Here is a 25,161-nt window from a genome sequence, read left to right on the forward strand (position 1 = left end):
ATTGAAGGAAAAACATGGTTTTCATCGATCCAGCCTCAATACGATAAAATGCCAAATCGCCACCTGTTAGGATGGATTGTTCTAGAATAAGCGATTAGACTGGCGCGCCGCGCACAAGTTGCATGCTGCGGACTCACATAAAGTAACTATGGCAAAGAAATTATTAGTGGAACCCGCAGCGGCGCCTGAATCGTTCGAACAGGCCATGGCCGAACTGGCCCAGCTGGTGAGCCAGATGGAAGCCGGCCAGTTGCCGCTGGAGGCGTCGGTCGCGGCGTACGCGCGCGGCTCGGAGCTGGTGCGCTACTGCGCGGCCCAGCTCGAAAAAGTCGAGTCCCAGGTCAAGGTGCTCGAAGGCGACATGCTCCGTCCCTTCGCGGCCGATGGCGCCGGCGAGGGCATGCAATGAGCGGCCCGTTCGACGACTGGATGAAAACCGTGCAGGCGCGCGCCGAAGAAGCGCTGGACGCCTTGCTGCCGGCGGCCAGCGTGGTGCCGCACAAGCTGCACGAAGCGATGCGCTACACGGTGCTCGGCGGGGGCAAGCGGGTACGCCCGCTGCTGGTGTTTGCCAGCGGCGCGCTGTTCGGCGCCGATGCGCACGCACTGGCGCGCGCCGCCGCCGCTGTCGAAATGATCCACGCCTACTCGCTGGTGCACGACGACATGCCCTGCATGGACGACGACGACCTGCGCCGGGGCAAACCGACCGTGCACGTGGCCTACGACGAAGCGACCGCGCTGCTGGTCGGCGACGCGCTGCAATCGCAGGCCTTCCTGGCGCTGGCCGAAGGCATGGATATTCCCGCGTCGCGCCAGGTGGCCATGCTGCGCCTGCTCGCGCACGCGGCCGGGTCGGGCGGAATGTGCGGCGGCCAGGCCATCGATTTGGACAGTGTCGGCATCAGCCTCACGCTCGAACAGCTCGAACAGATGCACCAGCTCAAAACCGGCGCCTTGCTGCGCGCCTCGGTGGTGCTGGGCGCGCTGGCCGGCGCCGATGTCGGCCCCGACCAGATGCGCGCGCTCGACGCCTACGCCAAAGCGATCGGGCTGGCCTTCCAGGTGGTCGACGACGTGCTCGATGCGACCGCCGATTCGGCCACCCTCGGGAAGACCGCGGGCAAGGACGCGGCGGCCAACAAGCCGACCTACGTATCGATTTTGGGCCTGGAGCCATCCAGGGTCTTGGCAGAAAAATTGCGGAACGACGCGCATGACGCGCTCGCGCCGTTTGGTGAAAAAGCAGATCGGCTGCGCCAGTTGGCGGACCTGATCGTGCAGCGGAAAGCGTAAATGAACTTGCTAGAGACAATCAACGAACCGGCCGAACTGCGCAAGCTGGCGCGCGCACAACTGACGCCGCTGGCGCACGAGTTGCGTCACTTTCTGCTCGATTCGGTATCCAAGACCGGCGGCCACCTCTCCTCCAATTTGGGCACGGTGGAGCTGACGATTGCGCTGCACTACGTGTTCAACACGCCGCACGACCGCATCGTGTGGGACGTGGGCCACCAGACCTACTCGCACAAGATCCTCACCGGCCGGCGCGACCAGATGCACAGCCTGCGCCAGCTGAACGGCATTTCGGGCTTTCCGCGCCGCGACGAAAGCGAATACGACACCTTCGGCACGGCCCACTCGTCGACCTCGATTTCGGCCGCGCTGGGCATGGCGCAGGCGGCCAAGATCAAGGGCGAAAACCGGCACGCGATCGCCGTCATCGGCGACGGCTCCATGACCGCCGGGATGGCCTTCGAGGCGCTCAACAACGCGGGCGTCCAGGAAGACATCAACCTGCTGGTGGTCCTCAACGACAACGACATGTCGATCTCGCCGCCGGTCGGCGCACTGAATCGCTACCTGGCGCGTTTGATGTCCGGCCAGTTCTACGCGGCCGCCAAGAACGTCGGCAAGTCGGTGCTGCCCGGTCCCGTGCTGGAACTGGCCAAGCGCTTCGAAGAACATGCCAAGGGCATGGTGGTGCCGGCCACGATGTTCGAGGAATTCGGCTTCAACTACATTGGCCCGATCGACGGCCACGACCTCGATTCGCTGATTCCGACCCTGGAAAACATCAAGAAGCTCAAGGGTCCGCAGTTCCTGCACGTGGTCACGCGCAAAGGCCAGGGCTACAAGCTGGCCGAAGCCGATCCGGTGCTGTACCACGGGCCGGGCAAGTTCAATCCGACCGAAGGCATCTTGCCCGCCAAGGCCGGCAAGACCACCTACACCGAAGTGTTCGGCAACTGGCTGTGCGACATGGCCGCCGCCGACAAGCGCCTGGTCGGCATCACGCCGGCCATGCGCGAAGGCTCGGGCATGGTGCGCTTCGAAGAGCAGTTCCCGGACCGCTATTTCGACGTCGGCATCGCCGAGCAGCATTCGGTGACCTTCGCCGGCGGGCTGGCGACCGAAGGCTTGAAGCCGGTGGTGGCGATCTACTCGACCTTTTTGCAGCGTGCCTACGACCAGCTGATTCACGACGTGGCGCTGCAAAACCTGGACGTGCTGTTCGCGCTCGACCGCGCGGGCCTGGTCGGCGCCGACGGCGCCACCCACGCCGGCAACTACGACGTGTCGTACCTGCGCTGCATTCCGAACATGGTGGTCATGGCCGCCTCGGACGAAAACGAATGCCGCCAGATGCTCAGCACCGGCTACCAGTACAACGGCCCGGCGGCGGTGCGGTATCCGCGCGGCGCCGGCATTGGCGCGGTGATCGAAAAAGAATTGACGACGCTGCCGATCGGCAAGGGCGAAATCAAGCGCCAGGGCGCCAGCGTGGCGATCCTGGCGTTCGGCTCGATGGTGGCGCGCAGCGTGGTGGCGGGCGAGGAGTTGAACGCGACGGTGGCCAATATGCGCTTCATCAAGCCGCTCGACGTGGAACTGGTCAAGCAGCTGGCGCAGGACCACGATTATCTGGTGACGGTGGAAGAGGGCGCGGTCATGGGCGGCGCCGGTTCGGCGGTGGCCGAAGCGCTGGCAGCCGTTGGCATCCTCAAACCCCTGCTGATCCTCGGCCTGCCCGATAAATTCATCGACCATGGCGACCCGGCAGCGTTGCTGGCGGGCGTGGGACTTGACGCCAAGGGCATCGCCGCGTCGATCCGCCAGCGCTTCGGCGCAGTCGAACCGCGGCTGGTGGTCAACAACATCTAAGTATTGTCCTGCGACCCGGCGCTCGCTTCATCGCGGTGAACGCTCTGTTCTTCTTGACCGCGCTCGCAGTGGAGCCGAACACCGGTCCGACAGCCTAATCGGCCAGCGCCTGGTCCAGCGCCCGCATCGCCGGGGCAATCATGGCCAGCAGCCGCGCGCTGCCGATGCCATCACGGGCCTGCACCGAGATGCCATGCAGCAGGACGGCGTAACAATCGCCCAGCGCGGCGACGTCGGCGTCCGCCTTCAGTTCCCCATCCTGCGCGGCACGGCGCAGCCGCTCGATGATCGAATCGGTGCGCGCCCGTCGATGCCCGGCCAGCCAGGCGTTGATGGCGTCGTTCCCGCTGCTGTAATTGGTCGCCGCCGACACCACCATGCAACCTTGCGGCGCCCCCGGCCGGGTGTACGCCAGCACCGCGTCGCGCAGCATGGCCTCGATGGCAGCGCGTGCCGGTGCTCGCTGCGCCAGGGCGCGCTCCGCAAACCCGCCTTCATCGGCCTCGTACAGCGCAATCGCTTCGCGAAACAGGTTTTCCTTGGACCCGAAGGCGGCATAAATCCTGGCTGACGCAATGCCCATCACCTGGACCAGGTCGGACATCGACACACCTTCATAACCACGCTCCCAAAACGCATCCCTGGCTTTGACCAGCGCCAGATCGCGGTCGAATTCCCTCGGCCTTCCCGCCATTTACTGCTCCCGCCTGATTCGTCAGTCGACCAGTATACCGCCTCGCCGTGCGCGCCTGACGTAAAAATCCTCTTGACCGAAACGTCGCCATGTCCTATTCTTTGTCAATCGACAAAGAATAGGAAACCCGATGAAAACCATTCAAGGCCCAAGTATCCACCTGGCCCAGTTCAGCGACGTGGCCGCGCCTTTCAACGACTTGCCTTCGATTGCCGCCTGGGCGGCGCAACTGGGCTACAAGGCGGTGCAACTGCCCGCCTGGGAGGAACGCTTGTTCGATGTGAAACTGGCGGCCGAAAGCCAGGCCTACTGCGACCAGGTGCGCGGCGTACTGGCCGAGCACGGCCTCGTGATCAGCGAACTGACCACGCACATCTTCGGCCAACTGCTGGCGGTGCATCCGGCCTACGACGTACTGTGCGACGGTTTTGCGCCGCCGCAGGTGCGCGGCAATCCGGCGGCGCGCACCGCATGGGCGCGCGAACGGCTGCTGCTGGCCGCACGTGCCTCGCGCCGTCTCGGCCTCACCGAGATGGGCACTTTTTCCGGTGCCCTGGCCTGGCCATATCTGTTCCCCTTTCCTCAACGTCCGCCCGGGCTGATCGAGACCGCGTTCGACGAACTGGCACGCCGCTGGCTGCCGATTCTCGACGCCTGCGACGAGAACGGCGTGAACCTGTGCTACGAAATCCATCCGAGCGAAGACCTGCACGACGGCGTCACCTTCGAGATGTTCCACGAGCGCGTCGGTGGCCACCAGCGTTGCGCAATCCTGTTCGACCCCAGTCACTTCGTGCTGCAGCAGTTGAACTACCTGGACTATCTGGACATCTACAAAGACCACATTCGCATGTTCCACGTCAAGGATGCCGAGTTCAATCCGAGCGGGCGCCAGGGCATCTACGGCGGCTATCAATCCTGGGAAAACCGCGCCGGCCGATTCCGTTCGCTGGGCGACGGCCAGGTCGACTTCAAGGCGATCTTCTCGAAGCTGACGCAATACGATTACGCCGGCTGGGCCACCGTGGAATGGGAATGCTGCCTGAAGCACCCCGACCAGGGAGCGCGCGAAGGCGTCGACTTTGTCAATCGCCACATCATTGAAGTCACCGACAAGGTGTTCGACGACTTCGCCGGCGTGCCGATCGACGCGGCGCAACTGAAACAACTGCTTGGCATCGCTTAGAGCCGGCCGAGACAAGTTCTTAATACACACAGCAAGGAAAACCAATGAAGACTCCCACCCACCACGACAGCGCTGTTGCTATGGACCACGCTTACCTCCAGGTAGACGGGCAGCGCCTGCACCTGGTCACCGCCGGCGCCGGCAAGCCGGTGCTGCTGATTCCCGGCTGGCCACAGACCTGGTACGCATGGCGTCATGTGATGACGGCGCTGGCGCAAGCAGGTTTCCAGGCGATTGCTGTCGATCCCCCGGGGACCGGCCTGTCAGACCGTGCTGCGGATGGCTACGACACCGGTTCGGTGGCGCGCATTCTGCACCAGTGCATGCAGCATCTCGGCCACGCGCGTTATGACGTGGTCGGCCACGACATCGGCATGTGGGTTGCGTATGCGCTGGCAAGTGACTATCCGGCCGCGGTGACCAAGCTGGGGGTGACCGAGGCGGTGATCCCGGGCCTGGCGGTGGCGCCGCCGATCTTCGTGGCGCCGGCCGACAACCGGTTCCTGTGGCATTTCATGTTCAACCAGGTACTCGACTTGCCGGAGTTTCTGATCGCCGGCAAGGAACGCGAGTACATACGCTTCATGTTCGACAAATGGTCGTACCGGCGCGAGCGGGTCGCGGTCGAGGTCTATGCCGAAGCCTACGCCAGCCCGGGCGCCATGCGCGCCGGCTTTGCCTATTACCGCGCGATTCCCGAGACGATTCGCCAGAACACGCTGCGCGCCACGACAAAACTGGCCATGCCGGTGCTGGCAATCGGCGCCGAACACGCCACCAGGGATGCGCCGCAGGATACGATGCGCGCTCATGCTCCCGATCTGCGCGGCGCCGTGATTGCCGACTGCGGTCACTTTGTGATGGAAGAAAATCCCGAGCAGTTCTTGCTCCATCTGCTGCCGTTCCTTGCAGAGGGGGTGTCGCGATGAGCCTCGATCCGAACATCGCCGCCTACCTGGCGCAGGCCGGCGCCGCTGTCGCACCCGATTCGCTGGCCGGCATCCGTGCCGCGACCGACCTTGAGCTGCGCCGCTTGCACGGCGCGCCGGAGCCGGTGGCGTCGGTGACCGACTACGAGATTCCGGGCGCCGCCGGCAGCCCGATCGCGCTGCGTGCCTACATGCCGGCCAATGCGCCTGCAAGCGGCGCGCGGCCGGCCATTGTGTTCGCCCATGGAGGCGGCTGGTGCCTGTGTTCCGTGGACCTGTACGACAATCCGTGCCGCGCCCTGGCCAATGCGACCGGCTGCATGGTGTTGTCGGTGGGCTACCGCCTGGCGCCTGAACATCCGTTTCCGACGCCGCTGGAAGACGTCTATGCGGCACTCGTGTGGACGACGGAGCATGCCGTCATACTCGGGATCGATCCCGCGCGCATCGCTGTCGGCGGCGATAGCGCGGGAGCGAACCTGGCCGCTGGGGCCGCGCTTCTGGCGCGTGACCGCAGCGGCCCGGCGATTGCGCACCAGTTGCTCATGTATCCGGCACTGGACGACCGGCTGTCGAGCGCATCCTGCGGCGAATTCGCCGAGGGCTACTCGCTGACGCTCGAGACGATGCGCTTTTGCTGGTCCACCTATCTGGGTGACGCTGGCGGTGCGGACTCGGACTACGCGGCGCCGCTGCGCGCGCAATCGCTGCATGGGCTGCCGCCGGCCACGGTCATGGCGTGCGAATTCGATCCCTTGCGCGATGAGGCTGTGGCGTATGCGCGGCGGTTGCGGGGCGCGTCGGTCGATGCCTCGTGTATCACGCTCGAGGGCATGATCCATGGCTGCATTCACATGCTCGGGTTGACGCCGGCGGCGCGCCAGTTGTTCGATGCGGCGGCCGCCGGTTTGCGCCGGATGGCATGAGGCGCAAAGCCATCGTTTTCTGAAGATGGCATCGATCCGCGCACGCCGTAGCGGCACCAGGTCCTGTTCGAGCCATGGATTGCGCTCAAGCCAGGGGGGATGGCGCGGCGCGGGACGCGGCAGTGGGGAATGCGCTGGTGCGACCTCGCGCGATGCATGCAGCGGTAACTGATGATGTCACTGCGCGTGCAGGGCATGATTGGGCAGGGCGTTACGCTAAGGGGTGTCGGGGTCGACGATGAAAGGCAGCGCTTCCAACTCCAGATAATCGATCTGCGCGATCGATTCGCGCCAGCTGTGAAGGTGCAGGGCCAGCACGGGCCACAATGCATCCTTGAACGCGCTGCGGTTTTCCTCGCTGATGAACGTGGCGGCCAGCTTGTCGTTGATCAGATAAGATTCGGGCCATCCCACGTCCGGAGACCGGTTTTTCAGGCCGGATGGGAACACGCTGCCGGCGTCCCACAGCTCCCGCGTCGCGGACAGCCACACCAGTATCTGCGCGCGCCAGTGCTGATCGCCGATGGCGAAGATCGACTCGACCCACTCCTTGATATGTTTTGGATGAAGGTACTTCAGGCAGAAGAACAGCGACACAGACAGGTCGCCGCCGACATTCCACCAGCCCCACGAGTCAGACGACCCCGCGGGCGTACCGTTCAGGACATGCTCGAGGATCAGGCGGCCGTCATGCCAGCGCGACGGCCCCATGATGACCTGGCCCAGCGTCTGCAAGGCGTCGTTGTAATCGGTATGGTCCTCGCGCTGCGGATGCAGGCTGAAAAAGGCGGTCGCCGCCAGTTCGATGATCCGACGATGCGCCGGGGCCTGCTTGACCAGGATAAGCTGGGGCAGAAGATAGGCGAGCCAGTCATCCCATTCATCCATGTGGCCAAAGCTGCGCGTGCCGCCGGCGATCTCCGACAATACGTTGTCGAGCTGTTGGTCGGACAGGGCATCGACCGGCGTGGTGCCCAGATAGTCGAACATCGCCCGGTCGTCACCCATGAACCACGCTTCGCCCATGACTTTTGCGGGTTTACGCGCCGTCTTCGCCATGCGCGCAAGCGCTTCCGGGTCGGGGCCAGTCCCTGGCTGCCAGCGAATGCCGGCCGCAGGCGCCCGATGATGCTTGCCCACCTACTTGCGCTGGCGCGCCAGTTCGGCCTTGAGCCATGCGGCGCTGGTCACCGCCGCCGTGCCGGGGCAGCGGATCTGATACGGATCGCCGCTCATGCTGCTGGCCGAGGCGCCGCGCTCGATGAAGCTTTCGGTGGTGGTCACCAGCTTTTTCTTCTCAAGATAGTCGAACTTCTTTTGCAGATGCCCGCGCGCCTCTTTGGCGTCGTGCCAGCTGCCGTTGCGGTTGAACTGGCACTGCGACTTTTCGACGGCATCGAGCAGGCGCGCGACTTCGGTGCGGGTGGCGTCGGGCGCTGCGGCGAACGCGCTGCCGGCGCTCAAAAGTGCTGCGGCCAGCGTGGCAATCAGTGTCCTTTTCATGGCGATTATCCGCGCTTGCGCTCATGCTGCCACAGCACGTCGCTGCCGCCGGCAAAGCGGTTCAACACGCGCGAGAGCACGAACATCAGGTCCGACAGGCGGTTGACGTACTGGCGCGGGTGGTCGTTGATGGTGTCGGTTTTGCCGAGCGTGACGATGCTGCGCTCGGCGCGCCGGCACACCGTGCGGCACACGTGCGCGATCGAGGCCGCGCGCGAGCCGGCCGGCAGGATGAAGTCTTTCAGCGGCGGCAGGTCGGCATTGTATTTTTCGAGCAGGTCGTCCAGCCGCGCCACATGCTCGTCGGTGATCAGGGTGTAACCGGGGATGCAGATCTCGCCGCCCAGGTCGAACAGGTCGTGCTGGATCGAGACCAGCTCTTCGCGCAGCTCGGCCGGCATGTCTTCGCACAGCAGCAGGCCGACGAAGGAATTGAGTTCGTCGACCTCGCCCAGGGTGTGCACGCGAACGCTGTCTTTTTCGGTACGGCTGCCGTCGCCGAGGCCGGTGGTGCCGTTGTCGCCGGTGCGGGTGGCGATTTTAGAAAGTCGGTTGCCCATGATTGTTTTCCCGTAACTGAATCAGAATGAGCCAGCATACGACAAAAGCGGCGTTTACGCATACAATCAAGACATGTCTGCCTCCCTTCCCATCGATCCCGAACGCCGCCGCCAAGTCGCCCAGGCGCTGCTGGCGGTGCTACCGGAACGCTGCGTGCTGTCCGACCCGGAAGACACGCGCCCCTACGAGTGCGACGGCCTGGCCGCCTACCGCCAGTTGCCGATGATCGTCACCCTGCCGGACGACGAGGAACAGGTGCTGGCGATCCTGAACGTGTGCCGCGAGCTGAAGGTGCCGATCGTGCCGCGCGGCGCCGGCACCGGCTTGTCGGGCGGGGCGCTGCCGATCGCCGACGGCGTGGTGCTGTCGACTGCGCGCATGAACCGCATCGTGCGCATGGAGCCTTACGCGCGCCTGGCGGTGGTGCAGCCGGGCGTGCGCAACCTGGCCATTTCGGATGCGGCCGCGCCGCACGGTTTGTACTACGCGCCCGATCCGTCCTCCCAGATCGCCTGCACCATCGCCGGCAACGTGGCCGAGAATTCCGGCGGCGTGCACTGCCTCAAATACGGACTCACCGTGCATAACGTGCTGCGCGTGCGCGTGGCCACCATCGATGGCGACATCATCGAACTTGGCGGCGAAGCGCTCGACGCACCGGGACTGGACCTGCTGGCCGTGTTCATCGGCTCCGAGGGCATGCTGGGCATCGTCACCGAAGTGACGGTGCGGCTTATCCCCAAGCCGGCCACCGCGCGCGTGATCATGGCCTCGTTCGACAACGTGGTCACCGGCGGCAACGCGGTGGCCAGCGTGATCGCCGCCGGCATCATCCCGGCGGGGCTGGAGATGATGGACCAGACCTCGTCGCGCATGGTCGAACCGTTCGTGCGCGCCGGCTACGACACCGACGCCGCAGCGATCCTGCTGTGCGAAGCGGACGGCACCCACCTTGAAGTGGATGAGGAAATCGAGCGCATGACGGCGGTGCTGCGGGCTGCGGGCGCCAGTGCGATCGCGGTGTCGCAGAGCGAGGCCGAACGCCTGCGCTTCTGGTCGGGCCGCAAGAACGCCTTTCCGGCGGCGGGCCGCATTTCGCCCGACTACTACTGCATGGACGGCACCATCCCGCGCAAGAACCTGGCGCAGGTGCTGACCGGGATCGCGCAAATGGAGGTCACGCACGGCCTGCGCTGCGCCAACGTGTTCCACGCCGGCGACGGCAATCTGCACCCGCTGATCCTGTTCGACGCCAACCAGCCCGGCGAATTCGACCGCGCCGAAGCGTTTGGGGCGGACATCCTGGCGCTGTGCGTGGAAGTGGGCGGCACCATCACCGGCGAACATGGCGTGGGCAAGGAAAAGATCAATTCGATGTGCATCCAGTTCACGCGCGCCGAACTCGATGCCTTCTTCGCCGTCAAGCGCGCTTTCGATTGCGAACACCTGCTCAATCCCGACAAGGCCATCCCCACCCTGAACCGCTGCGCCGAATTCGGCAAGATGCGCGTGTCAAGCGGTGTGCTGCCGTTCGCCGGCCTGCCGCGTTTTTGACCATGGAAGATAAAGTGCGGCAGATCGAACGATTCAGGGACCAGGTGCTGGCGGCGGCAAGCGACGGCCGCCTGCTCCGCATTCGCGGCGGCGGCAGCAAGGACTGGTACGGCCAGACCAGCGAGGGCGACATCCTCGACACGCGCTCGTACAGCGGCATTGTCGACTACGAGCCGACCGAACTCGTCATCACCGCGCGCTGCGGCACGCCGCTGGCCGAGATCGAGGCGGCGCTGGCCGAACGCAATCAGATGCTGGCGTTCGAGCCGCCGCACTTCGGCATAAACGCCACCATCGGCGGCGTGGTGGCCAGCGGCCTGTCCGGCCCGCGCCGCGCCAGCAGCGGCGCGCTGCGCGACTTCGTCCTGGGGGCGCTCCTCATGGACGGCAAGGGCGAGGTGCTCACCTTCGGCGGCCAGGTCATGAAGAACGTGGCCGGCTACGACGTATCGCGCCTGCTGGCCGGTTCCATGGGCACGCTGGGGCTGATGCTGGAGCATTCCATCAAGGTGCTGCCGCGCGCGCTGTGCGACACCACCGTGCGTTTTGCGATGGACGAAATCGACGCGCTCGGGCGCCTGAACGAATGGGCCGGCCTGCCCTTGCCCATCTCGGCCAGTTGCTGGCACGCCGGCGTATTGACACTGCGCCTGTCGGGCGCGCAGGCGGCGGTGGATGCCGCCGCGCGCACGCTGGGCGGCGAGCCGGTGGAAGAGGGCGCGGCTTTCTGGGCCACGCTGCGCGAACAGCGGCACGCGTTCTTCGACGGAGCAGGGAGCCTGTGGCGCCTGTCGGTGCCGTCCGCCACCGGCGCCATCATCCTGCGCGGCGCACAGCTGATCGAGTGGGGCGGCGCGCAGCGCTGGCTCAAGGTCGATGCCGATAGCGCAATGGCGCAGAATATCCGGCGCGCCGTCACGGCGGTGGGCGGCCACGCCACCTTGTTCCGTGGAGGCGACAAGAGCGTGGGCGTGTTCCAGCCGCTGGCCCCTAGCGTGGCCAGGATTCATCAACGCCTGAAGGCGGCCTTCGATCCGTCGCAGGTTTTCAATCCCGGACGGATGTACTGATGCAAACCAATCTCGCCGATTTCATCAAAGGCACGCCCGACGGCGACGAAGCCGAAGCGATCCTGCGCGCCTGCGTGCATTGCGGCTTCTGCACCGCCACCTGTCCCACCTACCAGCTGCTGGGGGACGAACTCGATGGCCCGCGCGGACGCATCTACCTGATCAAGCAGGTGCTCGAAGGCGCGCCGGTCACCGTCAAGACCCAGACCCATCTGGACCGCTGCCTGACCTGCCGCAATTGCGAGACGACCTGTCCCTCGGGCGTGCGTTACGGACGGCTGGCCGATATCGGCCGCCGGGTGGTCGAAGAGCGCGTCCAGCGTCCGCTCGCCGAGCGCATCAAGCGCGCGGTGCTGAAAGAAGCGCTGCCGCGCACGTGGATTTTCAGGCCGGCGTTCAAGGCGGGCCAGTTGTTCCGGCCACTGCTCTCGCCGGCCTTGCAGGACAAGCTGCCCGCAACGCGCGGCGCTGGCCGCTGGCCGGCGCGCGAACACGCACGCAAGATGCTGGTGCTGCAAGGCTGCGTGCAAAGCACCATGGCGCCCGATATCAACGCGGCCACGGCACGCGTGCTCGATGCCTTCGGCGTGCAGTTGCTGGCCGCGCCCAAGGCCGGCTGCTGCGGCGCGCTGCGCTACCATCTGAACGACCAGGATGGCGGCCTCGATGACATGCGCCGCAATATCGACGCCTGGTGGCCGCTGGTCGAGCACGGACAGATCGAAGCGATCGTGATGACGGCGTCCGGCTGCGGGGTCACGGTGAAGGAATACGGGCACCTGCTGGCGCACGACAGCGCCTATGCCGCCAAGGCGGCGCGCATCGCGATGCTGACGCGCGACCTGAGCGAAATCATGCCGCAGTTCGAGGCCGAACTGGGAGCGAAGCTGAAAGGGAAAGTGGCGAAGCGGGTGGCGTTTCATCCGCCTTGCACCCTGCAGCACGGACAGCAGATCCGGGGCAAGGTGGAAGGGGTGTTGCGTGCCGCCGGCGTCGATGTGACCTTGTGCGCCGACAGCCATCTGTGCTGCGGTTCGGCCGGCACCTACTCGGTGCTGCAGCCGGCGCTGGCGACGGAACTACGGGACCGCAAGCTGGCCAGTTTGCTGGCCACCGATCCGGAAGTCATTGTGTCGGCCAATATCGGCTGCCAGACACATCTCCAGTCGGGTACGGAAACGCCGGTTGCGCACTGGATCGAGTTGATCGATCAGGCGCTGGCCTGATTTTTACTTGATTCTTACGCGGCCAGGTTGGCTTTTTGCGCAGCGGTCAGACGCTTGCCGGTGACGACGATGGTGGTCATCTCGGTGTCGGCTTTGACCGCGGCAGCTGGTGCGGCCGATACTGCGCGGGCGCGCGGTGCTTCGGCCGAGGCCATGGCGGTGACAAAGGTCAGTGCAACTGCGGCGATGACGACGGCTTCCATGTTCTTCACGATGTTCATATCGATCCTTTTTCGTTGTGTTTTGATTTGGTATGCAGGCATTATGCGGCATTGCAACATATAACTCCAATTTCAAATTCGAATGGATATCATTCACAACGTGAATCACGTAAGCACATTATTTGATGATCGATATCTGTTTTCTGAATGTCGATCGGGATGGGTGCAAGGTGACAGGAGCCATTCAATCAAGACCTTGTCGGTTGATTGGCGGTGCGCATGAAATCGACGAACGCACGCAGCTTTCCGGGCATGTGCTCGCGATGCGGATAGTAGAGATGAAAAGCGTCGTCGAGTGCCCAGTGCTGCTTCAGTATCTGCCTCAGGACGCCGTCCGACAGCTCTTGTTTCGCAAACTCTTCCAGGATGAAAGCGATGCCGTGGCCTCGTATTGCCGCCTCCATCACGGAGCGCATTTCGTCAAAAATGAAGCGTCCTTGCACATCGATGTGAACCTTCTGACCGCGATCTTCGAACTTCCAGTCATACAATCTGCCCCCGACAGAAAAGCGCTGGCGTATGCAGTTGTGCTGGAGCAGTTCAGCCATCGTTTGTGGTTCGCTGCGCTCGCGGAAGTAATCCGGCGCTGCCACCACAATTCTCTTTTGTACTGCTCCCAGCTGTACGGAAATCATGTCATTTTGCAGTTTCCTCCCCATGCGGATGCCGATATCGAAACCGGCGCTGACGATATCGCTCAGTTGATTGTCGAGTGAAATCTCGACATTAATCAGCGGGAATTGTTCCAGGAACGACGCGATGTGCGGCTCGATCAGGATATGGTAGGCAACGTAGGATGAACTGACGCGCAACATGCCCGACGGTTGATCAGTCGCGAGCAACGCTTGCGACAAGGAGTTTCTGATCAAGGCAAGCGCGGGCCCCAATGCCGCGTTCAATGACGCGCCAGCCTCGGTCAGACTGACACTGCGTGTGGTGCGATTGAACAGCCGCACATTCAATTGTGCTTCCACGTTTTTGATCGTGCGCGATACCGCAGTCGGCGTGACGCCTATTTCTGCGGCGGCGCGAGCGAAGTTCAAATGCCTGGCGGCAGCCTCAAACGTCAGCAGGCCTGGCAGATGCAGCGGCGGCGTAGAGAGTGCGCTTTCAACACAGTCCACGCTGCCTGAAGGCTCGATTATGACCTTTTTGTTCATACTGTATCTCGATCTATGATTATTCACGTCATTATCCCCGATCTGCATACTGATCACATCAAGCAAATCAATCCGGCGACGCAAGCCATCTTTCGAGAAAAGAACCATGAGCAAAATCTTTGAACCCCTGACATTGCGCGGTGTCACCCTGCGCAACCGCTATGTCCTCAGCCCGATGTGCCAGTACACGGCGAAAGATGGTTACGTCGGCGATTACCACACCATCCACTACGGACGTTTCGCTCTTGGCGGATTCGGCCTGCTGATGGTCGAAGCGACCGCCGTGTCGCCTGAAGGACGGATCACACATGGCGACCTGGGCCTGTGGGATGACGCCCATATACTGGGCCTCGCGCGCATCGCCGCGTTTGCCAGGGCCTATGGTGCGACACCTGGCATCCAGATTGGCCATGCAGGTCCAAAAGCGAGCATCCAGAGAGCGTTTGAAGGTAACGGCCCACTGAACGAGGTTGACGCTGCACGCGGTGAACACGCCTGGCCAGTGGTGTCGCCGAGCGCGCGCCCGGTCACCGACGGTTGGCTGGTGCCCACCGCCCTCGATGCAAACGGTATCGCCAAGGTCCGTGCGGACTTTGTCGCTTCGGCACGGCGCGCCTTGCAGGCAGGCTTCGATGTGCTCGAGCTGCACTACGCGCACGGCTTCCTGCTCAACGCTTTCCTGTCACCGCTGACCAACGACCGCAGCGATGAATACGGCGGCAGCTTCGAGAACCGCATCCGGCTGCCACTGCAGATCGCGCGCGAGGTGCGTGAGGTCTGGCCGCAGGACAAGCCACTGTTCGTGCGCTTGTCGGCGGTCGATGGCAGCGGCAGCGGCTGGACCATCGCCGACAGCGTCGCTTTCGCCGAGGCCTTGAAGGCGGTTGGCGTCGATGTCATCGATTGCTCGTCCGGTGGCTTCGGCGTCTACGACTACCCCAACGGCTATGGCTTCCAGGTGCCGTTCGCTGCGCAGATTCGGCGCGAAGCAAACGTCGGCACCATGGCTGTGGGCATCATCGTCGATCCGTGGCAGGCCGAATCCGTCATCGCCTCGGGCCAGGCCGACCTGGTCGCGCTTGGGCATGCGGCGCTGCGCGACCCACACTTTCCCTTGCATGCACAGCAGACGCTGGGGGCGGTCAGCCCGGACGTGCCATATGCCAACTGGAATGTGCAGGCCGGCTGGTGGCTCGACCAGCGCGCAAGCAAGCTGGTCCAGTTGGGACCATGGGCACCGATGGAGGACACGTCTGCGAATGCCCACAAGGATTGAACGCCATGCCGGCCAAGGCGGCCGGTTTTTACCATGACTCGCATGATTGCATTAACAACCCGGAGTGAAAACATGAACAAACCTACCTACGTGCAAGATTATCAAGCCATCGTCGACGTGCTGAACAAGTACAACGAAGGCTGCAAACAGGCAAAGAGCAGCATCATGAAGCCAGCGTTCAGCGAGCAGGCAACGATGTTTAGCGTCGATGGCGACGGCAAGCTGACCGGCGGCCCGATCCAGGGCCTGTTCGACGGCATCGACAACGCGTTCCGCCCGTCTCCGCAAGCCCAGGGAGGGATCGTCAACGTCGACATCGTGGGCACTGCCGCCAGTGCGCGCATCGACACCAACGATGTCTCGGGCTTCTGCTTCACCGACTTCTTCAACCTGCTGAAGGTCGAGGGCAAGTGGACGGTAGTGAGCAAGATCTTCCACACCCACGTCGCGCCCTGAAGCTCCGGTCCGCATCGTCCCGTCCGCATGGAACACGGGCGGCAGATCGGGCTTCGCGCCAGGTCTGCCGCCGCCATCGGCCATTGCAAGCCCTATCGAAAGTGACTCAATGAAAATGACCTTCTTCAAAACCTTGTTGTTGGTGGCAGTGATGTCTGGCTTGGGCACGGCTGCTCAAGCCGCAGACCGGCAGGGCGGTCAACAGGCTGCCGCTGGCAAGAGCGTCAGCAAACCTACATATGTGAAAGATTATCAGGCCATCGCCCAGGTACTGAACCTGTATATCGACGGCTGCAAACAGGTCAGGAGCAGCATCATGAAGCCAGCCTTCAGTGAAAGAGCGACTATCTTCAGTGTCGATGCCAGGGGCAAGCTGACTGGCGGTCCGATTCAGGAGCTGTTCGACGCTATCGACAAACCGCCATTTCGCCCATCACCCGAAGCGCAGAGTGCGATCGTCAACGTCGACATTGTGGGCACCGCCGCCAGTGCGCGTATCGACTCGAGCGACGTTTCGGGCTTCTTCTTCAGCGACTTCTTCAACCTGCTGAAGGTCGACGGCAAGTGGACGATCGTGAGCAAGATCTACCACACCCACATCGCCCCCTGATCTCGACGCACAAGCAGTTGATGACGGCATGCGTTGCGCTGTCTTGCCAACACGGCGTGGCAAGCCGCGCTATTTCGCCAGCAGCTTCTCGATATCGCCCGCCAGCTCTTCGGGCTTGGTCGCCGACGCGTGGCGCTTGACCTTACCTTAGCGGTGCGCTACGATTAGCAGTAACAACTAATCCGTAACTCTGGTGTGGCTTGACCATCTGGAGCGCGGGGGAAAAAGCCGGCGCAAGCCGGTTTTTTCGTTTCCAGGGGGGGCGCAAATGAATGGGGCGTCGGCACTCCGTACACGTGTGTATATCGATGGCTACAACCTGTACTTTGGTTGCCTGAAAGGCACGAGATACAAGTGGCTAGATCCGCTCAACCTGTTCAAGCAGCACATTATTCCGTCCAGCATGCCGCCCGGCTTGACCTCGGTTCTATTACCTCTTTCCATCAAGTATTTCACGGCCAGGATCGTCGAGAGCGCCGCTAAAGCCGTCGATTCAGTTTCTTGCCAAGCGCGATACCACACAGCGTTACGTAAGTTGTACCCTGGCCAGATTGAACTCATCGAAGGGTATTATTCCGTCACAAAACAACATGCGCGCATTGTAGGCGGCGGCAAATGGCCACGCGATTGCGAGGAAATCCTGGTTTGGAAGTTGGAAGAGAAACAATCGGACGTTAACCTGGCACTGCAAACCTATCACGACGCCGTCAGTGGTGACGTCGACCAAGTGATCATCGTCACCAACGACACCGATATCGCGCCAGCGCTCAATTTGATACGGGCACATACAGACGTCATCATCGGCCTGGTCATCCCAACCCGACCAAGCATGCGTAAGGCGAATACGGAATTGGCCGATCAGGCCCATTGGGTGCGTAACCAGATCGCGGAATATGAGCTTGCAAATTCCCAACTGCCGCGTGTTATCCCTGGCAGAAAACCAACCCTCAAACCACTTTCCTGGTATGCGCGGCCGGATCTGCTCGAAAAGGTCCTTGACGCGGCTGTCCCAATCCTCGGTACGTCTGGCAAGGCATTCAAATGGATGGAAGACGACAATCCCTACCTGGACGGTCAGGCTCCGGTGAACCTGATCGACACCGATGAAGGAGCGGCGAAAGTGTTGGCTTACATAGCGAAGTATGTTGCTGATCGGGGTGAGACTAACAATTAGTGCTCGTGATCGACCTTCCGATCTGCCCGTTTGCGTGCTTGGATCAGAAGTTCGGCTACTTTGCCAGCAGCCTCTCGATATCGGCCACCAGTTCTTCCGGCTTGGTCGCCGGCGCGTAGCGCTTGTAGACGCTGCCATCCTTCCCGATCAGGAACTTGGTGAAGTTCCATTTGATGCGCTCGGTGCCCAGCAATCCGGGCGCCGCTTTCTTCAGGTGCTGGAACAGCGGATGCGCGTTCTCGCCATTCACGTCAACCTTCGCAAACAGCGCAAACGTGACCCCGAAGTTCTTCTCGCAGAAGGCGCCGATCTCGCTTTCGCTGCCCGGCTCCTGTCCGCCGAACTGATTGCACGGAAAGCCCAGCACCGCCACGCCCTTGTCGCGGAACTGCTGGTAGACCACTTCCAGGCCCTTGTACTGCTTGGTGAAGCCGCATTCGCTGGCCGTGTTCACAACCAGCACCACCTGGCCCTTGTACCTGGCCAGGTCCACCGGGGTGCCCGAGAGATCGGCAGCCTTGAAATCGAGCGCCCCCGTCACACGATGCCCAGGTGCTCGGTACCGGCCGACAGATCGCGGTTCTTCGCTTCCTTGCCGTTCAACTTGATGTTCAGGCGCAGGTCATTGACCGAGTCGGCGTTGCGCAGCGCGTCTTCGTAGGTGATCTTGTCGGCTTCGTGCAGGTCGAACAGCGCCTGGTCGAAGGTCTGCATGCCCAGTTCGCGCGACTTCTTCATGATCTCCTTGATCTCGTGCACATCGCCCTTGAAAATCAGGTCCGAAATGAGCGGGGAGTTGAGCATGATCTCGATCGCCACGCAGCGGCCCTTGGCTTCCTTCATCGGAATCAGGCGCTGCGATACCATGCCCTTCAAGTTCAGCGACAAGTCCATCAGCAGCTGCTGGCGGCGCTCTTCGGGGAAGAAGTTGATGATGCGGTCGAGCGCCTGGTTGGCGCTGTTGGCGTGCAGGGTGGCCATGCACAGGTGACCGGTTTCGGCGAAGGCGATCGCGTGTTCCATCGTTTCGCGGTCGCGGATCTCGCCGATCTGGATCACGTCCGGCGCCTGGCGCAGCGAGTTTTTCAGCGCGATTTCGAACGAGTCGGTGTCGACTCCCACTTCGCGCTGCGTGATCACGCAGTTCTTGTGCGGGTGGACGTATTCGACCGGGTCTTCGATCGTGATGATATGCCCGTAGCTGTTTTCGTTGCGGTGCCCGACCATCGCGGCCATGGTCGTCGATTTACCCGAACCGGTCGCGCCGACCATGATCACCAGGCCACGCTTGGTCATCACGATGTCTTTCAGGACCTCGGGCAGGCCCAGGTCTTCCAGGCGCGGAATGGCGGTGGTGATGGTGCGCAGGACCATGCCCACGGAACTCATCTGGATGAAGGTCGACACGCGGAAGCGTCCCAGGTCGCCCGGGCTGATCGCGAAGTTCGCTTCCTTGGTCAGCTCGAAGCCGGCGGTCTGCTTGTCGCTCATGATCGAGCGCGCCAGGTCGGCGGTGTGGGCCGGCGTGAGCGGCTGCGACGACACCGGGGTGATCTTGCCGTCGATCTTGATCGCCGGCGGAAAACCGGCTGTGATGAACAAGTCCGAGCCGTTCTTGCTGGTCATCAGACGCAGCAGATCGAACATGAATTTTGAGGCCTGGTCGCGTTCCATTAAATATCCTAAAAATTAGCCGGGGAAGTTTTCCGGCGTTTTGGCGGCCGAACGCGCAGCAGCGCCGGAAATGACGTTGCGGCGAACCAGGTCGGTCAGGTTCTGGTCCAGCGTTTGCATGCCGACCGAGCTGCCGGTCTGGATCGCGGAGTACATCTGCGCGATCTTCGCTTCGCGAATCAGGTTGCGGATCGCCGGGGTGCCGATCATGATTTCGTGCGCGGCCACGCGGCCCGAGCCATCTTTGGTCTTGAGCAGGGTTTGCGAGACGACCGCCTGCAGCGATTCGGACAGCATCGCGCGGACCATCTCCTTTTCTTCGGACGGGAACACGTCGACGATACGGTCGATGGTCTTGGCGGCCGAGGAGGTGTGCAGGGTGCCGAACACAAGGTGGCCCGTTTCGGCGGCCGACAGGGCCAGGCGGATGGTTTCCAGGTCGCGCAACTCGCCCACCAGGATGCAGTCCGGATCTTCGCGCAGCGCCGAGCGCAGCGCGTTGTTGAACGAGAGCGTGTGCGGGCCGACTTCGCGCTGGTTGATCAGGCACTTCTTCGAGTCGTGCACGAATTCGATCGGATCTTCAATCGTCAGGATGTGGCCATACTCGTTTTCGTTGAGGTGGTTGACCATCGCCGCCAGGGTGGTCGACTTGCCCGAACCGGTCGGGCCGGTGACCAGCACCAGGCCGCGCGGACGCATCGCCAGGTCGGCGAAAATGCGCGGGGCGTTCAAATCTTCCAGGCTCAGGATCTTCGATGGAATGGTCCGCAGTACCGCCGACGCGCCGCGCTCCTGATTGAAGGCGTTGACGCGAAAGCGCGCCAGGCCCGGAATCGCAAACGAGAAATCGCACTCGAGCATTTCTTCGTACTGCTTGCGCTGGCCGTCATTCATGATGTCATAGATCATGCCGTGCACATCCTTGTGCTCCAGCGGCGGCAAGTTGATGCGGCGAACGTCGCCGTGCACGCGGATCATCGGCGGCAGGCCGGATGAGAGGTGCAAGTCGGATGCCTTGTTCTTGACGGAGAATGCGAGTAATTCGGAGATGTCCATTTATAATCCCTGTGCCGTGAATGGGCGCATGCCGATAATGTGTGCGTTTCGCAACTACCGACTGCATTGAATTGCCCGCCGAAAATGATTATGTCCACAATCGTCCAGAACTTGCAAGCTGTCGATGCGAGTATTGTTGCCGCGGCCGCCGCCGCAGGCCGCCCCCGGAACGCCGTGCAATTGCTCGCCGTTTCCAAGACGTTTCCTGCCGAGGCCGTACTTGAAGCCGCCGCCGCCGGGCAGTATGCGTTCGGAGAGAATTACTTGCAAGAAGCATTAGATAAAATTGCCGCCGTTTCGCACGCCTTGCCGGCCGCGCCGATGGAGTGGCACTTCATCGGACCCATACAGAGCAACAAGACGCGCCCGATCGCGGCGTCCTTCGCGTGGGTGCATACCGTCGAACGGCTCAAGATAGCGCAGCGTTTATCGGAACAGCGCCCGCCGCAGCTGGCGCCCTTGAATATTTGTCTGCAAGTTAACATCAGTGGTGAGGCTAGCAAGAGTGGTGTCACGCCGGAAGCATTACCTGAATTGGCGCGCGCAGTGGCGCAACTGCCACACTTGCGCCTGCGCGGGCTGATGGCGATCCCGGAAGCGCAAGTGCAGGTCGACAAGCAGCGCGCCGCGTTTCGCACATTGCGCGTGCTGTACGAGCGTTTGCGCGCGGACGGGATGACGCTCGATACCCTGTCGATGGGAATGTCGGCCGATCTTGGCGCGGCGGTGGCGGAAGGCGCGACCATCGTGCGCGTGGGCAGTGCGATTTTCGGCTCGCGCAAATACGAATAACCGCAGTACGGATAATCATGAGGGTGACTATGAAGATTGGCTTTATCGGTGGTGGGAACATGGCGTCGGCGCTGATCGCCGGCCTGGCCGGCAAGCTGGCTGCGGGGGCGGATATTCACGTGGTCGATCCGAACGCCGATGCGCTGGCGCGCCTGAGCGCACAGCACGGCGTGAGCACCAGCGGCGCGATCGGCGGCGCGCTGGCCGCGTGCGATGCGATCGTGCTGGCGGTCAAACCGCAGCAGATGCGCGAGGTGGCCGCGACGCTGCTGCCGCAGTTGACGGGCGCGCCCTTGATCCTGTCGATTGCGGCCGGAATTCGCGCGGCCGATTTGTCGCGCTGGCTCGGTGATTACGGCGCGATCGTGCGCACCATGCCGAATACCCCGGCCCTGATTGGCCTGGGCATCACCGGCATGGTGGCCACGGCCGGCGTGAGCGCGGCGCAGAAGACGGCGGCGGACGGCATCATGAAGGCCGTGGGCCAGACCGTGTGGCTCGATGGCGAGGACATGATCGATCCGGTGACGGCGGTATCGGGCAGCGGTCCGGCGTATGTGTTCTACTTTATCGAGGCGATGCAGCAGGCGGCCGAGGAGATGGGTTTGTCGGCCGAGCAGGGCAAGCAGCTGGCGCTGGCCACGTTCCTTGGTGCGGCGCAGCTGGCGGCGCAGTCGGATGAGGCGGTGTCGGTGCTGCGCGAGCGCGTCACGTCCAAGGGCGGCACGACCTATGCGGCGTTGAGCAGCATGGAAGGCAGCGGGGTGAAAGAGAAGGTGGTTGCCGCGATCAAGGCGGCTGCGGCGCGCGGCAGGGAATTGGGGGATGAGTTGGGGGCGGATTAAGCGCTACCCCCGTCGTTTTGGTGATAGCGCAAGGACCGGCGTTAGCTGCGCTTCTTGCGCACCAGCCCCATCACGCTGCGCGCGGCCTTGATCAGCGACAGTCCCACGGTCAGCATCGGCAGTATCTTGCCGGACCTGGCCATGACCAGTCCCGCCACCGTGCCGACAATCCCCAGCGGCAGTTTCATCCCGCCGCCGCCGCCGAGCAGCTTGCCGATGCCGCCGGTCGGATGCGTCAACGGCGTCATCAGTGCACCGATCTCGCGCGCGGCATCGCGGCGCTGCATCGAACACTGCACAATCAGTGCCTCGCGCCGTTCGGCCAGCGACAGCTTGCTGTTACTCATCGGTGCCTTACTCATCGGCGTGCCCCGCATTCCTGACGAAATTGACGTCCTTGTTCAGTTCAGCCACGGTCGCTCCCAGCAGGCGCGGACGGGCGTCGAAACTGCGCTTGAGCCGCAGCCCGATCACGCCGCCGGCAACGCCGAACAGCAGCGCCAGGCCAGCAATGGCTTCCAACCGGTAGCTGTCCCAGAAGATCGCCACCACCAGCAGCACCAGCAGCAACAGGGCGACGCCGAACAGGATCAGCGACACCAGCGCAAGCACGACATACCCAAGGAAGCGCTGCAGCTCCTCCTGCACCTCGACCGCGGCCAGTTCCAGCCGCGTTTGCACCATGGCGATCAGGGTGGCCCCGATCCGCCCCACCGATTCGACGATCGCCACGCCGCTTACCTGCGCGAAATCAGCATGCCGATGATGACGCCAGCCGCGGCGCCGATCCCGACCGATTTCCATGGGTTTTCATGCACGTACTCGTCGGTGGCCTTGGCCGCGATCTTGGTTTTCTCGACCACCGCTTCTTCCAGGCGAATCAGGTCCGCCTTGGCGGTCGTCAGGGTGCGCTCGAACTTGGCCTTGGCCGCTTGCAGCTCTTCGCCGGTCAGCTGGCTGCCGTGGCGCAGCCACTGTTCGGCATCCTGGATCACCGATTTCAGGTCGTTCATCAACTGGTCGCGTGCGCCTGGCTTGGTTGGGATGGATTCGATCATTTTTGTTACCTCGTAAGTGAATTTATAAGAAAGCCCAGTCTTCCTGGCGCGTCGGACTGAATCTTGCACGCCAGTAACATTGACTTTCCGTGTTATCGGAACAACATCAGCTGAACGCGTAGTCTAACGCCACACCGGCAAAAAGGGCCGCACCCAACCAATTGTTGTGGCGAAAAGCAGCAAAACAAGCCATCCGCTCGCGTCCACGGATCAAAGTGTAGTGATAAAGCGCCATTGCGGCGGCCACGACGATGCCGCCGACGAACCAGGCGCGCAAGCCTTCGAGCCAGCCGCACACCAGGATGATGGCCAGCGCGGCGCCGTAGCACAGCATGACGGCGGCCACGTCGAAGCGGCCGAAGGTGATGGCCGCGGTGCGGATGCCGATCTTGAGGTCGTCGTCGCGGTCGACCATGGCGTATTCGGTGTCGTAGGCCACGGCCCAGAATATGTTCGCCACCAGCAGCCACCAGGCCACGGCCGGCACCTGGTTCTGCACGGCGGCAAAACCCATCGGGATGCCGAAGCCGAAGGCGATCCCCAGGTAAGCCTGGGGAATGGCGAAGAAGCGCTTGAAGTAGGGGTAGCTGCCGGCGACGATCAGCGCCGCCACCGAGAGCTGCTTGGTGAGCGTGTTGAGCGGCAGGATCAGCAGGAAGGAGACGATGGACAGCACGGCGGCCACGGCCAGCGCTTCCCAGCTTTTGATGCGTCCGCTGGTAAGGGGACGTTCGGCGGTGCGCTTGACGTGCTTGTCGATATCGCGATCGGCGTAATCGTTGATGGCGCAGCCGGCCGAGCGCATCAGGATGGTGCCGAGGGTGAAGATCAGGAGGATGGCAAGGTCCGGCATGCCGCGCGAGGCGATCCAGAGGGCGATCAGCGTGGGCCAGAGCAGCAGCACGATGCCGATCGGCTTGTCCAGGCGGATCAGGCGGAAGTACAGCGACAGCTTGTTCATGGTCGGGTCGCGGGCGCGACGGTCGTGGGCGAGGCTGGGATTTTACTGTGTTTGGGTGGGGGCATTGGCAATGTTTCAGGCTGCCTCTTGCGTATACATCTCCACGCCCGGCAAGTCGCAGGCGGCGATGGCTTCGCACACCGCCTCGATGGCGGCGCGGCGGGTAAAACTCTTGCGCCACACGATCACCACGCGGCGCGAGGGCACCGGCTCTTCGAAGGGGATGAAGGCCAGCATATTGCTGCGCGATTGCATGTCGGGCACGGACGCGCGCGGCAGCACGGTCAGGCCGATGCCGCTGGCCACCATGTGGCGGATCGTTTCCAGCGACGAGCCCTCGAACGTGCGCTGCATGCCGTTGCCCGGCGACGAGAAGCGCGCCATTTCCGGACACACTTCCAGCACCTGGTCGCGGAAACAGTGACCGTTGCCTAATAACAACATCGTTTCGGATTTCAAATCCTGGGACGACACAAATTTGCGCTTGGCCCACGGATGGTTTTGCGGCACGGCCACCACGAACGGTTCGTCGTACAGGGTTTGCATCGACATGCCGTGTTCCGGCAACGGCAGCGCCATGATGGCCGCGTCCAGTTCTCCCTGGCGCAGCAGTTCCAGCAGGCGCACGGTAAAGTTTTCCTGCAAGATCAGGGGCATCTGCGGCACCCGCTCGATGATGTTCTTCACCAGCGGCGGCAGCAGGTAGGGGCCGATGGTGTAGATCACGCCCAGGCGCAGCGGCCCGGCCAGCGGGTCCTTGTTCTGCTTGGCCAGTTCCTTGATGGCGGCGGTCTGTTCGAGCACGCGTTCGGCCTGGGCGATGATCTGCGCCCCGAGTGGCGTGACCGAAATTTCGGCCCCGCCGCGTTCGAACAGCACCACGCCCAACTCGTCTTCGAGCTTCTTGATGGCGACCGACAAGGTGGGTTGGGCGACGTAACACGCTTCGGCGGCGTGTCCGAAATGTCTCGCACGCGCGACGGCAACGATATATTTCAGTTCAGTCAGGGTCATAAAGGTGAGGGCTGGAAGAGGACAGGCGCGGCGCGACTGTCGTGACA

General features: G+C 63.0%; 29 protein-coding genes. 15 read left to right on the forward strand and 14 right to left on the reverse strand.

Going from position 1 to position 25,161, the window contains the following annotated elements; all coding sequences use genetic code 11:
* The first annotated feature begins 148 nt into the window (after positions 1-148).
* The 3 genes from F2P45_RS03040 to dxs are packed head-to-tail and all read left to right on the forward strand — an operon-like array spanning position 149 to position 3,165.
* Complete coding sequence (locus F2P45_RS03040; RefSeq protein WP_166870408.1) at positions 149-409, forward strand: exodeoxyribonuclease VII small subunit; 261 nt, start codon at positions 149-151, stop codon at positions 407-409.
* On the forward strand, positions 406-1,296 hold the full coding sequence (locus F2P45_RS03045) for a polyprenyl synthetase family protein (protein WP_166870410.1): 891 nt from the start codon (positions 406-408) through the stop codon (positions 1,294-1,296). Before F2P45_RS03040 ends, F2P45_RS03045 begins: the two co-directional genes overlap by 4 nt.
* Positions 1,297-3,165 carry a 1-deoxy-D-xylulose-5-phosphate synthase gene (dxs, locus tag F2P45_RS03050; RefSeq protein WP_166870412.1) on the forward strand — a complete coding sequence of 623 codons (1,869 nt, stop codon included), beginning with the start codon at positions 1,297-1,299 and terminating at the stop codon, positions 3,163-3,165.
* Positions 3,166-3,259: 94 nt separating this feature from the next.
* On the opposite strand, the gene F2P45_RS03055 is transcribed toward dxs, so the two are convergent.
* Complete coding sequence (locus F2P45_RS03055) at positions 3,260-3,859, reverse strand: TetR/AcrR family transcriptional regulator (RefSeq protein ID WP_166870414.1); 600 nt, start codon at positions 3,857-3,859, stop codon at positions 3,260-3,262.
* A gap of 130 nt (positions 3,860-3,989) precedes the next feature.
* Between F2P45_RS03055 and F2P45_RS03060 the strand changes: the two genes are divergently transcribed.
* Genes F2P45_RS03060 through F2P45_RS03070 form a run of 3 tightly spaced genes read left to right on the forward strand, consistent with a single transcriptional unit; the run spans position 3,990 to position 6,900 of the window.
* Positions 3,990-5,045, forward strand: a complete 1,056-nt coding sequence (locus tag F2P45_RS03060) for a sugar phosphate isomerase/epimerase family protein (RefSeq protein ID WP_166870416.1) — start codon at positions 3,990-3,992, stop codon at positions 5,043-5,045.
* Between the two features lie 44 nt (positions 5,046-5,089).
* Entirely contained in the window at positions 5,090-5,974 is an 885-nt protein-coding gene (locus F2P45_RS03065; protein WP_166870418.1) for an alpha/beta fold hydrolase, read from the forward strand.
* Positions 5,971-6,900, forward strand: a complete 930-nt coding sequence (locus F2P45_RS03070; protein ID WP_166870420.1) for an alpha/beta hydrolase — start codon at positions 5,971-5,973, stop codon at positions 6,898-6,900. Before F2P45_RS03065 ends, F2P45_RS03070 begins: the two co-directional genes overlap by 4 nt.
* Before the next feature lie 216 nt (positions 6,901-7,116).
* Here the strand turns inward: F2P45_RS03070 and F2P45_RS03075 are convergent, their stop codons facing one another.
* The 3 genes from F2P45_RS03075 to F2P45_RS03085 all read right to left on the reverse strand — a co-directional run bounded on the left by F2P45_RS03075 (position 7,117) and on the right by F2P45_RS03085 (position 8,963).
* A complete protein-coding gene (locus tag F2P45_RS03075; protein WP_166870422.1) occupies positions 7,117-7,959 on the reverse strand; it encodes a hypothetical protein in 843 nt (280 codons plus the stop codon).
* An 81-nt stretch (positions 7,960-8,040) separates the two neighbouring features.
* Positions 8,041-8,403 (reverse strand): YfeK family protein, encoded by a 363-nt coding sequence (locus tag F2P45_RS03080; RefSeq protein WP_166870424.1) that lies wholly within the window; start codon positions 8,401-8,403, stop codon positions 8,041-8,043.
* A gap of 5 nt (positions 8,404-8,408) precedes the next feature.
* Complete coding sequence (locus F2P45_RS03085) at positions 8,409-8,963, reverse strand: cob(I)yrinic acid a,c-diamide adenosyltransferase (RefSeq protein WP_166870426.1); 555 nt, start codon at positions 8,961-8,963, stop codon at positions 8,409-8,411.
* A 73-nt stretch (positions 8,964-9,036) separates the two neighbouring features.
* Here F2P45_RS03085 and F2P45_RS03090 point away from each other — a divergent pair, with 73 nt between their 5' ends.
* From F2P45_RS03090 to glcF, 3 genes are read left to right on the forward strand one after another with little or no spacing between them, the layout of a single operon-like run.
* Positions 9,037-10,518 (forward strand): FAD-linked oxidase C-terminal domain-containing protein, encoded by a 1,482-nt coding sequence (locus F2P45_RS03090; RefSeq protein ID WP_166870427.1) that lies wholly within the window; start codon positions 9,037-9,039, stop codon positions 10,516-10,518.
* A 14-nt stretch (positions 10,519-10,532) separates the two neighbouring features.
* Complete coding sequence (gene glcE, locus F2P45_RS03095; protein WP_370663204.1) at positions 10,533-11,588, forward strand: glycolate oxidase subunit GlcE; 1,056 nt, start codon at positions 10,533-10,535, stop codon at positions 11,586-11,588.
* Positions 11,588-12,814, forward strand: a complete 1,227-nt coding sequence (gene glcF, locus F2P45_RS03100; protein ID WP_166870431.1) for a glycolate oxidase subunit GlcF — start codon at positions 11,588-11,590, stop codon at positions 12,812-12,814. Before glcE ends, glcF begins: the two co-directional genes overlap by 1 nt.
* 14 nt (positions 12,815-12,828) lie before the next feature.
* On the opposite strand, the gene F2P45_RS03105 is transcribed toward glcF, so the two are convergent.
* Positions 12,829-13,035: a hypothetical protein gene (locus tag F2P45_RS03105; RefSeq protein ID WP_166870433.1), complete on the reverse strand. Its 207-nt coding sequence runs from the start codon at positions 13,033-13,035 to the stop codon at positions 12,829-12,831.
* A 188-nt stretch (positions 13,036-13,223) separates the two neighbouring features.
* Entirely contained in the window at positions 13,224-14,195 is a 972-nt protein-coding gene (locus tag F2P45_RS03110) for a LysR family transcriptional regulator (protein WP_166870435.1), read from the reverse strand.
* A 106-nt stretch (positions 14,196-14,301) separates the two neighbouring features.
* Here F2P45_RS03110 and F2P45_RS03115 point away from each other — a divergent pair, with 106 nt between their 5' ends.
* From F2P45_RS03115 to F2P45_RS03130, 4 genes are all read left to right on the forward strand, one after another.
* Positions 14,302-15,471: an NADH:flavin oxidoreductase/NADH oxidase gene (locus F2P45_RS03115; protein ID WP_166870437.1), complete on the forward strand. Its 1,170-nt coding sequence runs from the start codon at positions 14,302-14,304 to the stop codon at positions 15,469-15,471.
* A 72-nt stretch (positions 15,472-15,543) separates the two neighbouring features.
* A complete protein-coding gene (locus F2P45_RS03120) occupies positions 15,544-15,927 on the forward strand; it encodes a nuclear transport factor 2 family protein (RefSeq protein WP_166870439.1) in 384 nt (127 codons plus the stop codon).
* 109 nt (positions 15,928-16,036) lie between these two features.
* The gene (locus F2P45_RS03125) at positions 16,037-16,537 is read left to right on the forward strand and encodes a nuclear transport factor 2 family protein (protein WP_166870441.1); all 501 of its coding nucleotides are present in this window, start codon (positions 16,037-16,039) and stop codon (positions 16,535-16,537) included.
* A 193-nt stretch (positions 16,538-16,730) separates the two neighbouring features.
* Positions 16,731-17,711 carry an antitoxin Xre/MbcA/ParS toxin-binding domain-containing protein gene (locus F2P45_RS03130; RefSeq protein ID WP_370663205.1) on the forward strand — a complete coding sequence of 327 codons (981 nt, stop codon included), beginning with the start codon at positions 16,731-16,733 and terminating at the stop codon, positions 17,709-17,711.
* A 55-nt stretch (positions 17,712-17,766) separates the two neighbouring features.
* Here F2P45_RS03130 and F2P45_RS03135 read toward each other — a convergent pair whose 3' ends face one another.
* Genes F2P45_RS03135 through F2P45_RS03145 form a run of 3 tightly spaced genes read right to left on the reverse strand, consistent with a single transcriptional unit; the run spans position 17,767 to position 20,444 of the window.
* A complete protein-coding gene (locus F2P45_RS03135) occupies positions 17,767-18,252 on the reverse strand; it encodes a glutathione peroxidase (RefSeq protein WP_166870443.1) in 486 nt (161 codons plus the stop codon).
* Entirely contained in the window at positions 18,249-19,385 is a 1,137-nt protein-coding gene (locus F2P45_RS03140; protein WP_166870445.1) for a PilT/PilU family type 4a pilus ATPase, read from the reverse strand. Before F2P45_RS03140 ends, F2P45_RS03135 begins: the two co-directional genes overlap by 4 nt.
* Before the next feature lie 15 nt (positions 19,386-19,400).
* Entirely contained in the window at positions 19,401-20,444 is a 1,044-nt protein-coding gene (locus F2P45_RS03145) for a type IV pilus twitching motility protein PilT (protein ID WP_166870447.1), read from the reverse strand.
* 90 nt (positions 20,445-20,534) lie between these two features.
* Between F2P45_RS03145 and F2P45_RS03150 the strand changes: the two genes are divergently transcribed.
* Positions 20,535-21,236: a YggS family pyridoxal phosphate-dependent enzyme gene (locus F2P45_RS03150; protein ID WP_166870449.1), complete on the forward strand. Its 702-nt coding sequence runs from the start codon at positions 20,535-20,537 to the stop codon at positions 21,234-21,236.
* Between the two features lie 29 nt (positions 21,237-21,265).
* Positions 21,266-22,081: a pyrroline-5-carboxylate reductase gene (proC, locus tag F2P45_RS03155; protein ID WP_166870451.1), complete on the forward strand. Its 816-nt coding sequence runs from the start codon at positions 21,266-21,268 to the stop codon at positions 22,079-22,081.
* A gap of 41 nt (positions 22,082-22,122) precedes the next feature.
* Here the strand turns inward: proC and F2P45_RS03160 are convergent, their stop codons facing one another.
* The 5 genes from F2P45_RS03160 to F2P45_RS03180 form a co-directional block, all read right to left on the reverse strand.
* A complete protein-coding gene (locus F2P45_RS03160; RefSeq protein ID WP_166870453.1) occupies positions 22,123-22,443 on the reverse strand; it encodes a hypothetical protein in 321 nt (106 codons plus the stop codon).
* Positions 22,436-22,813 (reverse strand): phage holin family protein, encoded by a 378-nt coding sequence (locus tag F2P45_RS03165; RefSeq protein ID WP_166870455.1) that lies wholly within the window; start codon positions 22,811-22,813, stop codon positions 22,436-22,438. Before F2P45_RS03165 ends, F2P45_RS03160 begins: the two co-directional genes overlap by 8 nt.
* 5 nt (positions 22,814-22,818) lie before the next feature.
* Complete coding sequence (locus tag F2P45_RS03170; protein WP_126074441.1) at positions 22,819-23,139, reverse strand: ElaB/YgaM/YqjD family protein; 321 nt, start codon at positions 23,137-23,139, stop codon at positions 22,819-22,821.
* Between the two features lie 106 nt (positions 23,140-23,245).
* The gene (gene ubiA, locus F2P45_RS03175; protein ID WP_166870457.1) at positions 23,246-24,100 is read right to left on the reverse strand and encodes a 4-hydroxybenzoate octaprenyltransferase; all 855 of its coding nucleotides are present in this window, start codon (positions 24,098-24,100) and stop codon (positions 23,246-23,248) included.
* Positions 24,101-24,175: 75 nt separating this feature from the next.
* The gene (locus F2P45_RS03180; protein ID WP_166870459.1) at positions 24,176-25,114 is read right to left on the reverse strand and encodes a hydrogen peroxide-inducible genes activator; all 939 of its coding nucleotides are present in this window, start codon (positions 25,112-25,114) and stop codon (positions 24,176-24,178) included.
* Positions 25,115-25,161: the final 47 nt, after the last annotated feature.

The organism is Massilia mucilaginosa (assembly GCF_011682145.1).
In the GTDB taxonomy this organism is placed as follows: Bacteria; Pseudomonadota; Gammaproteobacteria; order Burkholderiales; family Burkholderiaceae_D; genus Telluria_A; species Telluria_A mucilaginosa.

Coding starts and splice junctions, on each gene's coding strand:
- F2P45_RS03040 (WP_166870408.1), top strand. CDS start 149: ATGGCAAAGAAATTATTAGTGGAACCCGCAGCGGCGCCTGAATCGTTC.
- F2P45_RS03045 (WP_166870410.1), top strand. CDS start 406: ATGAGCGGCCCGTTCGACGACTGGATGAAAACCGTGCAGGCGCGCGCC.
- dxs (WP_166870412.1), top strand. CDS start 1,297: ATGAACTTGCTAGAGACAATCAACGAACCGGCCGAACTGCGCAAGCTG.
- F2P45_RS03055 (WP_166870414.1), bottom strand. CDS start 3,859: ATGGCGGGAAGGCCGAGGGAATTCGACCGCGATCTGGCGCTGGTCAAA.
- F2P45_RS03060 (WP_166870416.1), top strand. CDS start 3,990: ATGAAAACCATTCAAGGCCCAAGTATCCACCTGGCCCAGTTCAGCGAC.
- F2P45_RS03065 (WP_166870418.1), top strand. CDS start 5,090: ATGAAGACTCCCACCCACCACGACAGCGCTGTTGCTATGGACCACGCT.
- F2P45_RS03070 (WP_166870420.1), top strand. CDS start 5,971: ATGAGCCTCGATCCGAACATCGCCGCCTACCTGGCGCAGGCCGGCGCC.
- F2P45_RS03075 (WP_166870422.1), bottom strand. CDS start 7,959: ATGGCGAAGACGGCGCGTAAACCCGCAAAAGTCATGGGCGAAGCGTGG.
- F2P45_RS03080 (WP_166870424.1), bottom strand. CDS start 8,403: ATGAAAAGGACACTGATTGCCACGCTGGCCGCAGCACTTTTGAGCGCC.
- F2P45_RS03085 (WP_166870426.1), bottom strand. CDS start 8,963: ATGGGCAACCGACTTTCTAAAATCGCCACCCGCACCGGCGACAACGGC.
- F2P45_RS03090 (WP_166870427.1), top strand. CDS start 9,037: ATGTCTGCCTCCCTTCCCATCGATCCCGAACGCCGCCGCCAAGTCGCC.
- glcF (WP_166870431.1), top strand. CDS start 11,588: ATGCAAACCAATCTCGCCGATTTCATCAAAGGCACGCCCGACGGCGAC.
- F2P45_RS03105 (WP_166870433.1), bottom strand. CDS start 13,035: ATGAACATCGTGAAGAACATGGAAGCCGTCGTCATCGCCGCAGTTGCA.
- F2P45_RS03110 (WP_166870435.1), bottom strand. CDS start 14,195: ATGAACAAAAAGGTCATAATCGAGCCTTCAGGCAGCGTGGACTGTGTT.
- F2P45_RS03115 (WP_166870437.1), top strand. CDS start 14,302: ATGAGCAAAATCTTTGAACCCCTGACATTGCGCGGTGTCACCCTGCGC.
- F2P45_RS03120 (WP_166870439.1), top strand. CDS start 15,544: ATGAACAAACCTACCTACGTGCAAGATTATCAAGCCATCGTCGACGTG.
- F2P45_RS03125 (WP_166870441.1), top strand. CDS start 16,037: ATGAAAATGACCTTCTTCAAAACCTTGTTGTTGGTGGCAGTGATGTCT.
- F2P45_RS03140 (WP_166870445.1), bottom strand. CDS start 19,385: ATGGAACGCGACCAGGCCTCAAAATTCATGTTCGATCTGCTGCGTCTG.
- F2P45_RS03145 (WP_166870447.1), bottom strand. CDS start 20,444: ATGGACATCTCCGAATTACTCGCATTCTCCGTCAAGAACAAGGCATCC.
- F2P45_RS03150 (WP_166870449.1), top strand. CDS start 20,535: ATGTCCACAATCGTCCAGAACTTGCAAGCTGTCGATGCGAGTATTGTT.
- proC (WP_166870451.1), top strand. CDS start 21,266: ATGAAGATTGGCTTTATCGGTGGTGGGAACATGGCGTCGGCGCTGATC.
- F2P45_RS03160 (WP_166870453.1), bottom strand. CDS start 22,443: ATGAGTAAGGCACCGATGAGTAACAGCAAGCTGTCGCTGGCCGAACGG.
- F2P45_RS03170 (WP_126074441.1), bottom strand. CDS start 23,139: ATGATCGAATCCATCCCAACCAAGCCAGGCGCACGCGACCAGTTGATG.
- ubiA (WP_166870457.1), bottom strand. CDS start 24,100: ATGAACAAGCTGTCGCTGTACTTCCGCCTGATCCGCCTGGACAAGCCG.
- F2P45_RS03180 (WP_166870459.1), bottom strand. CDS start 25,114: ATGACCCTGACTGAACTGAAATATATCGTTGCCGTCGCGCGTGCGAGA.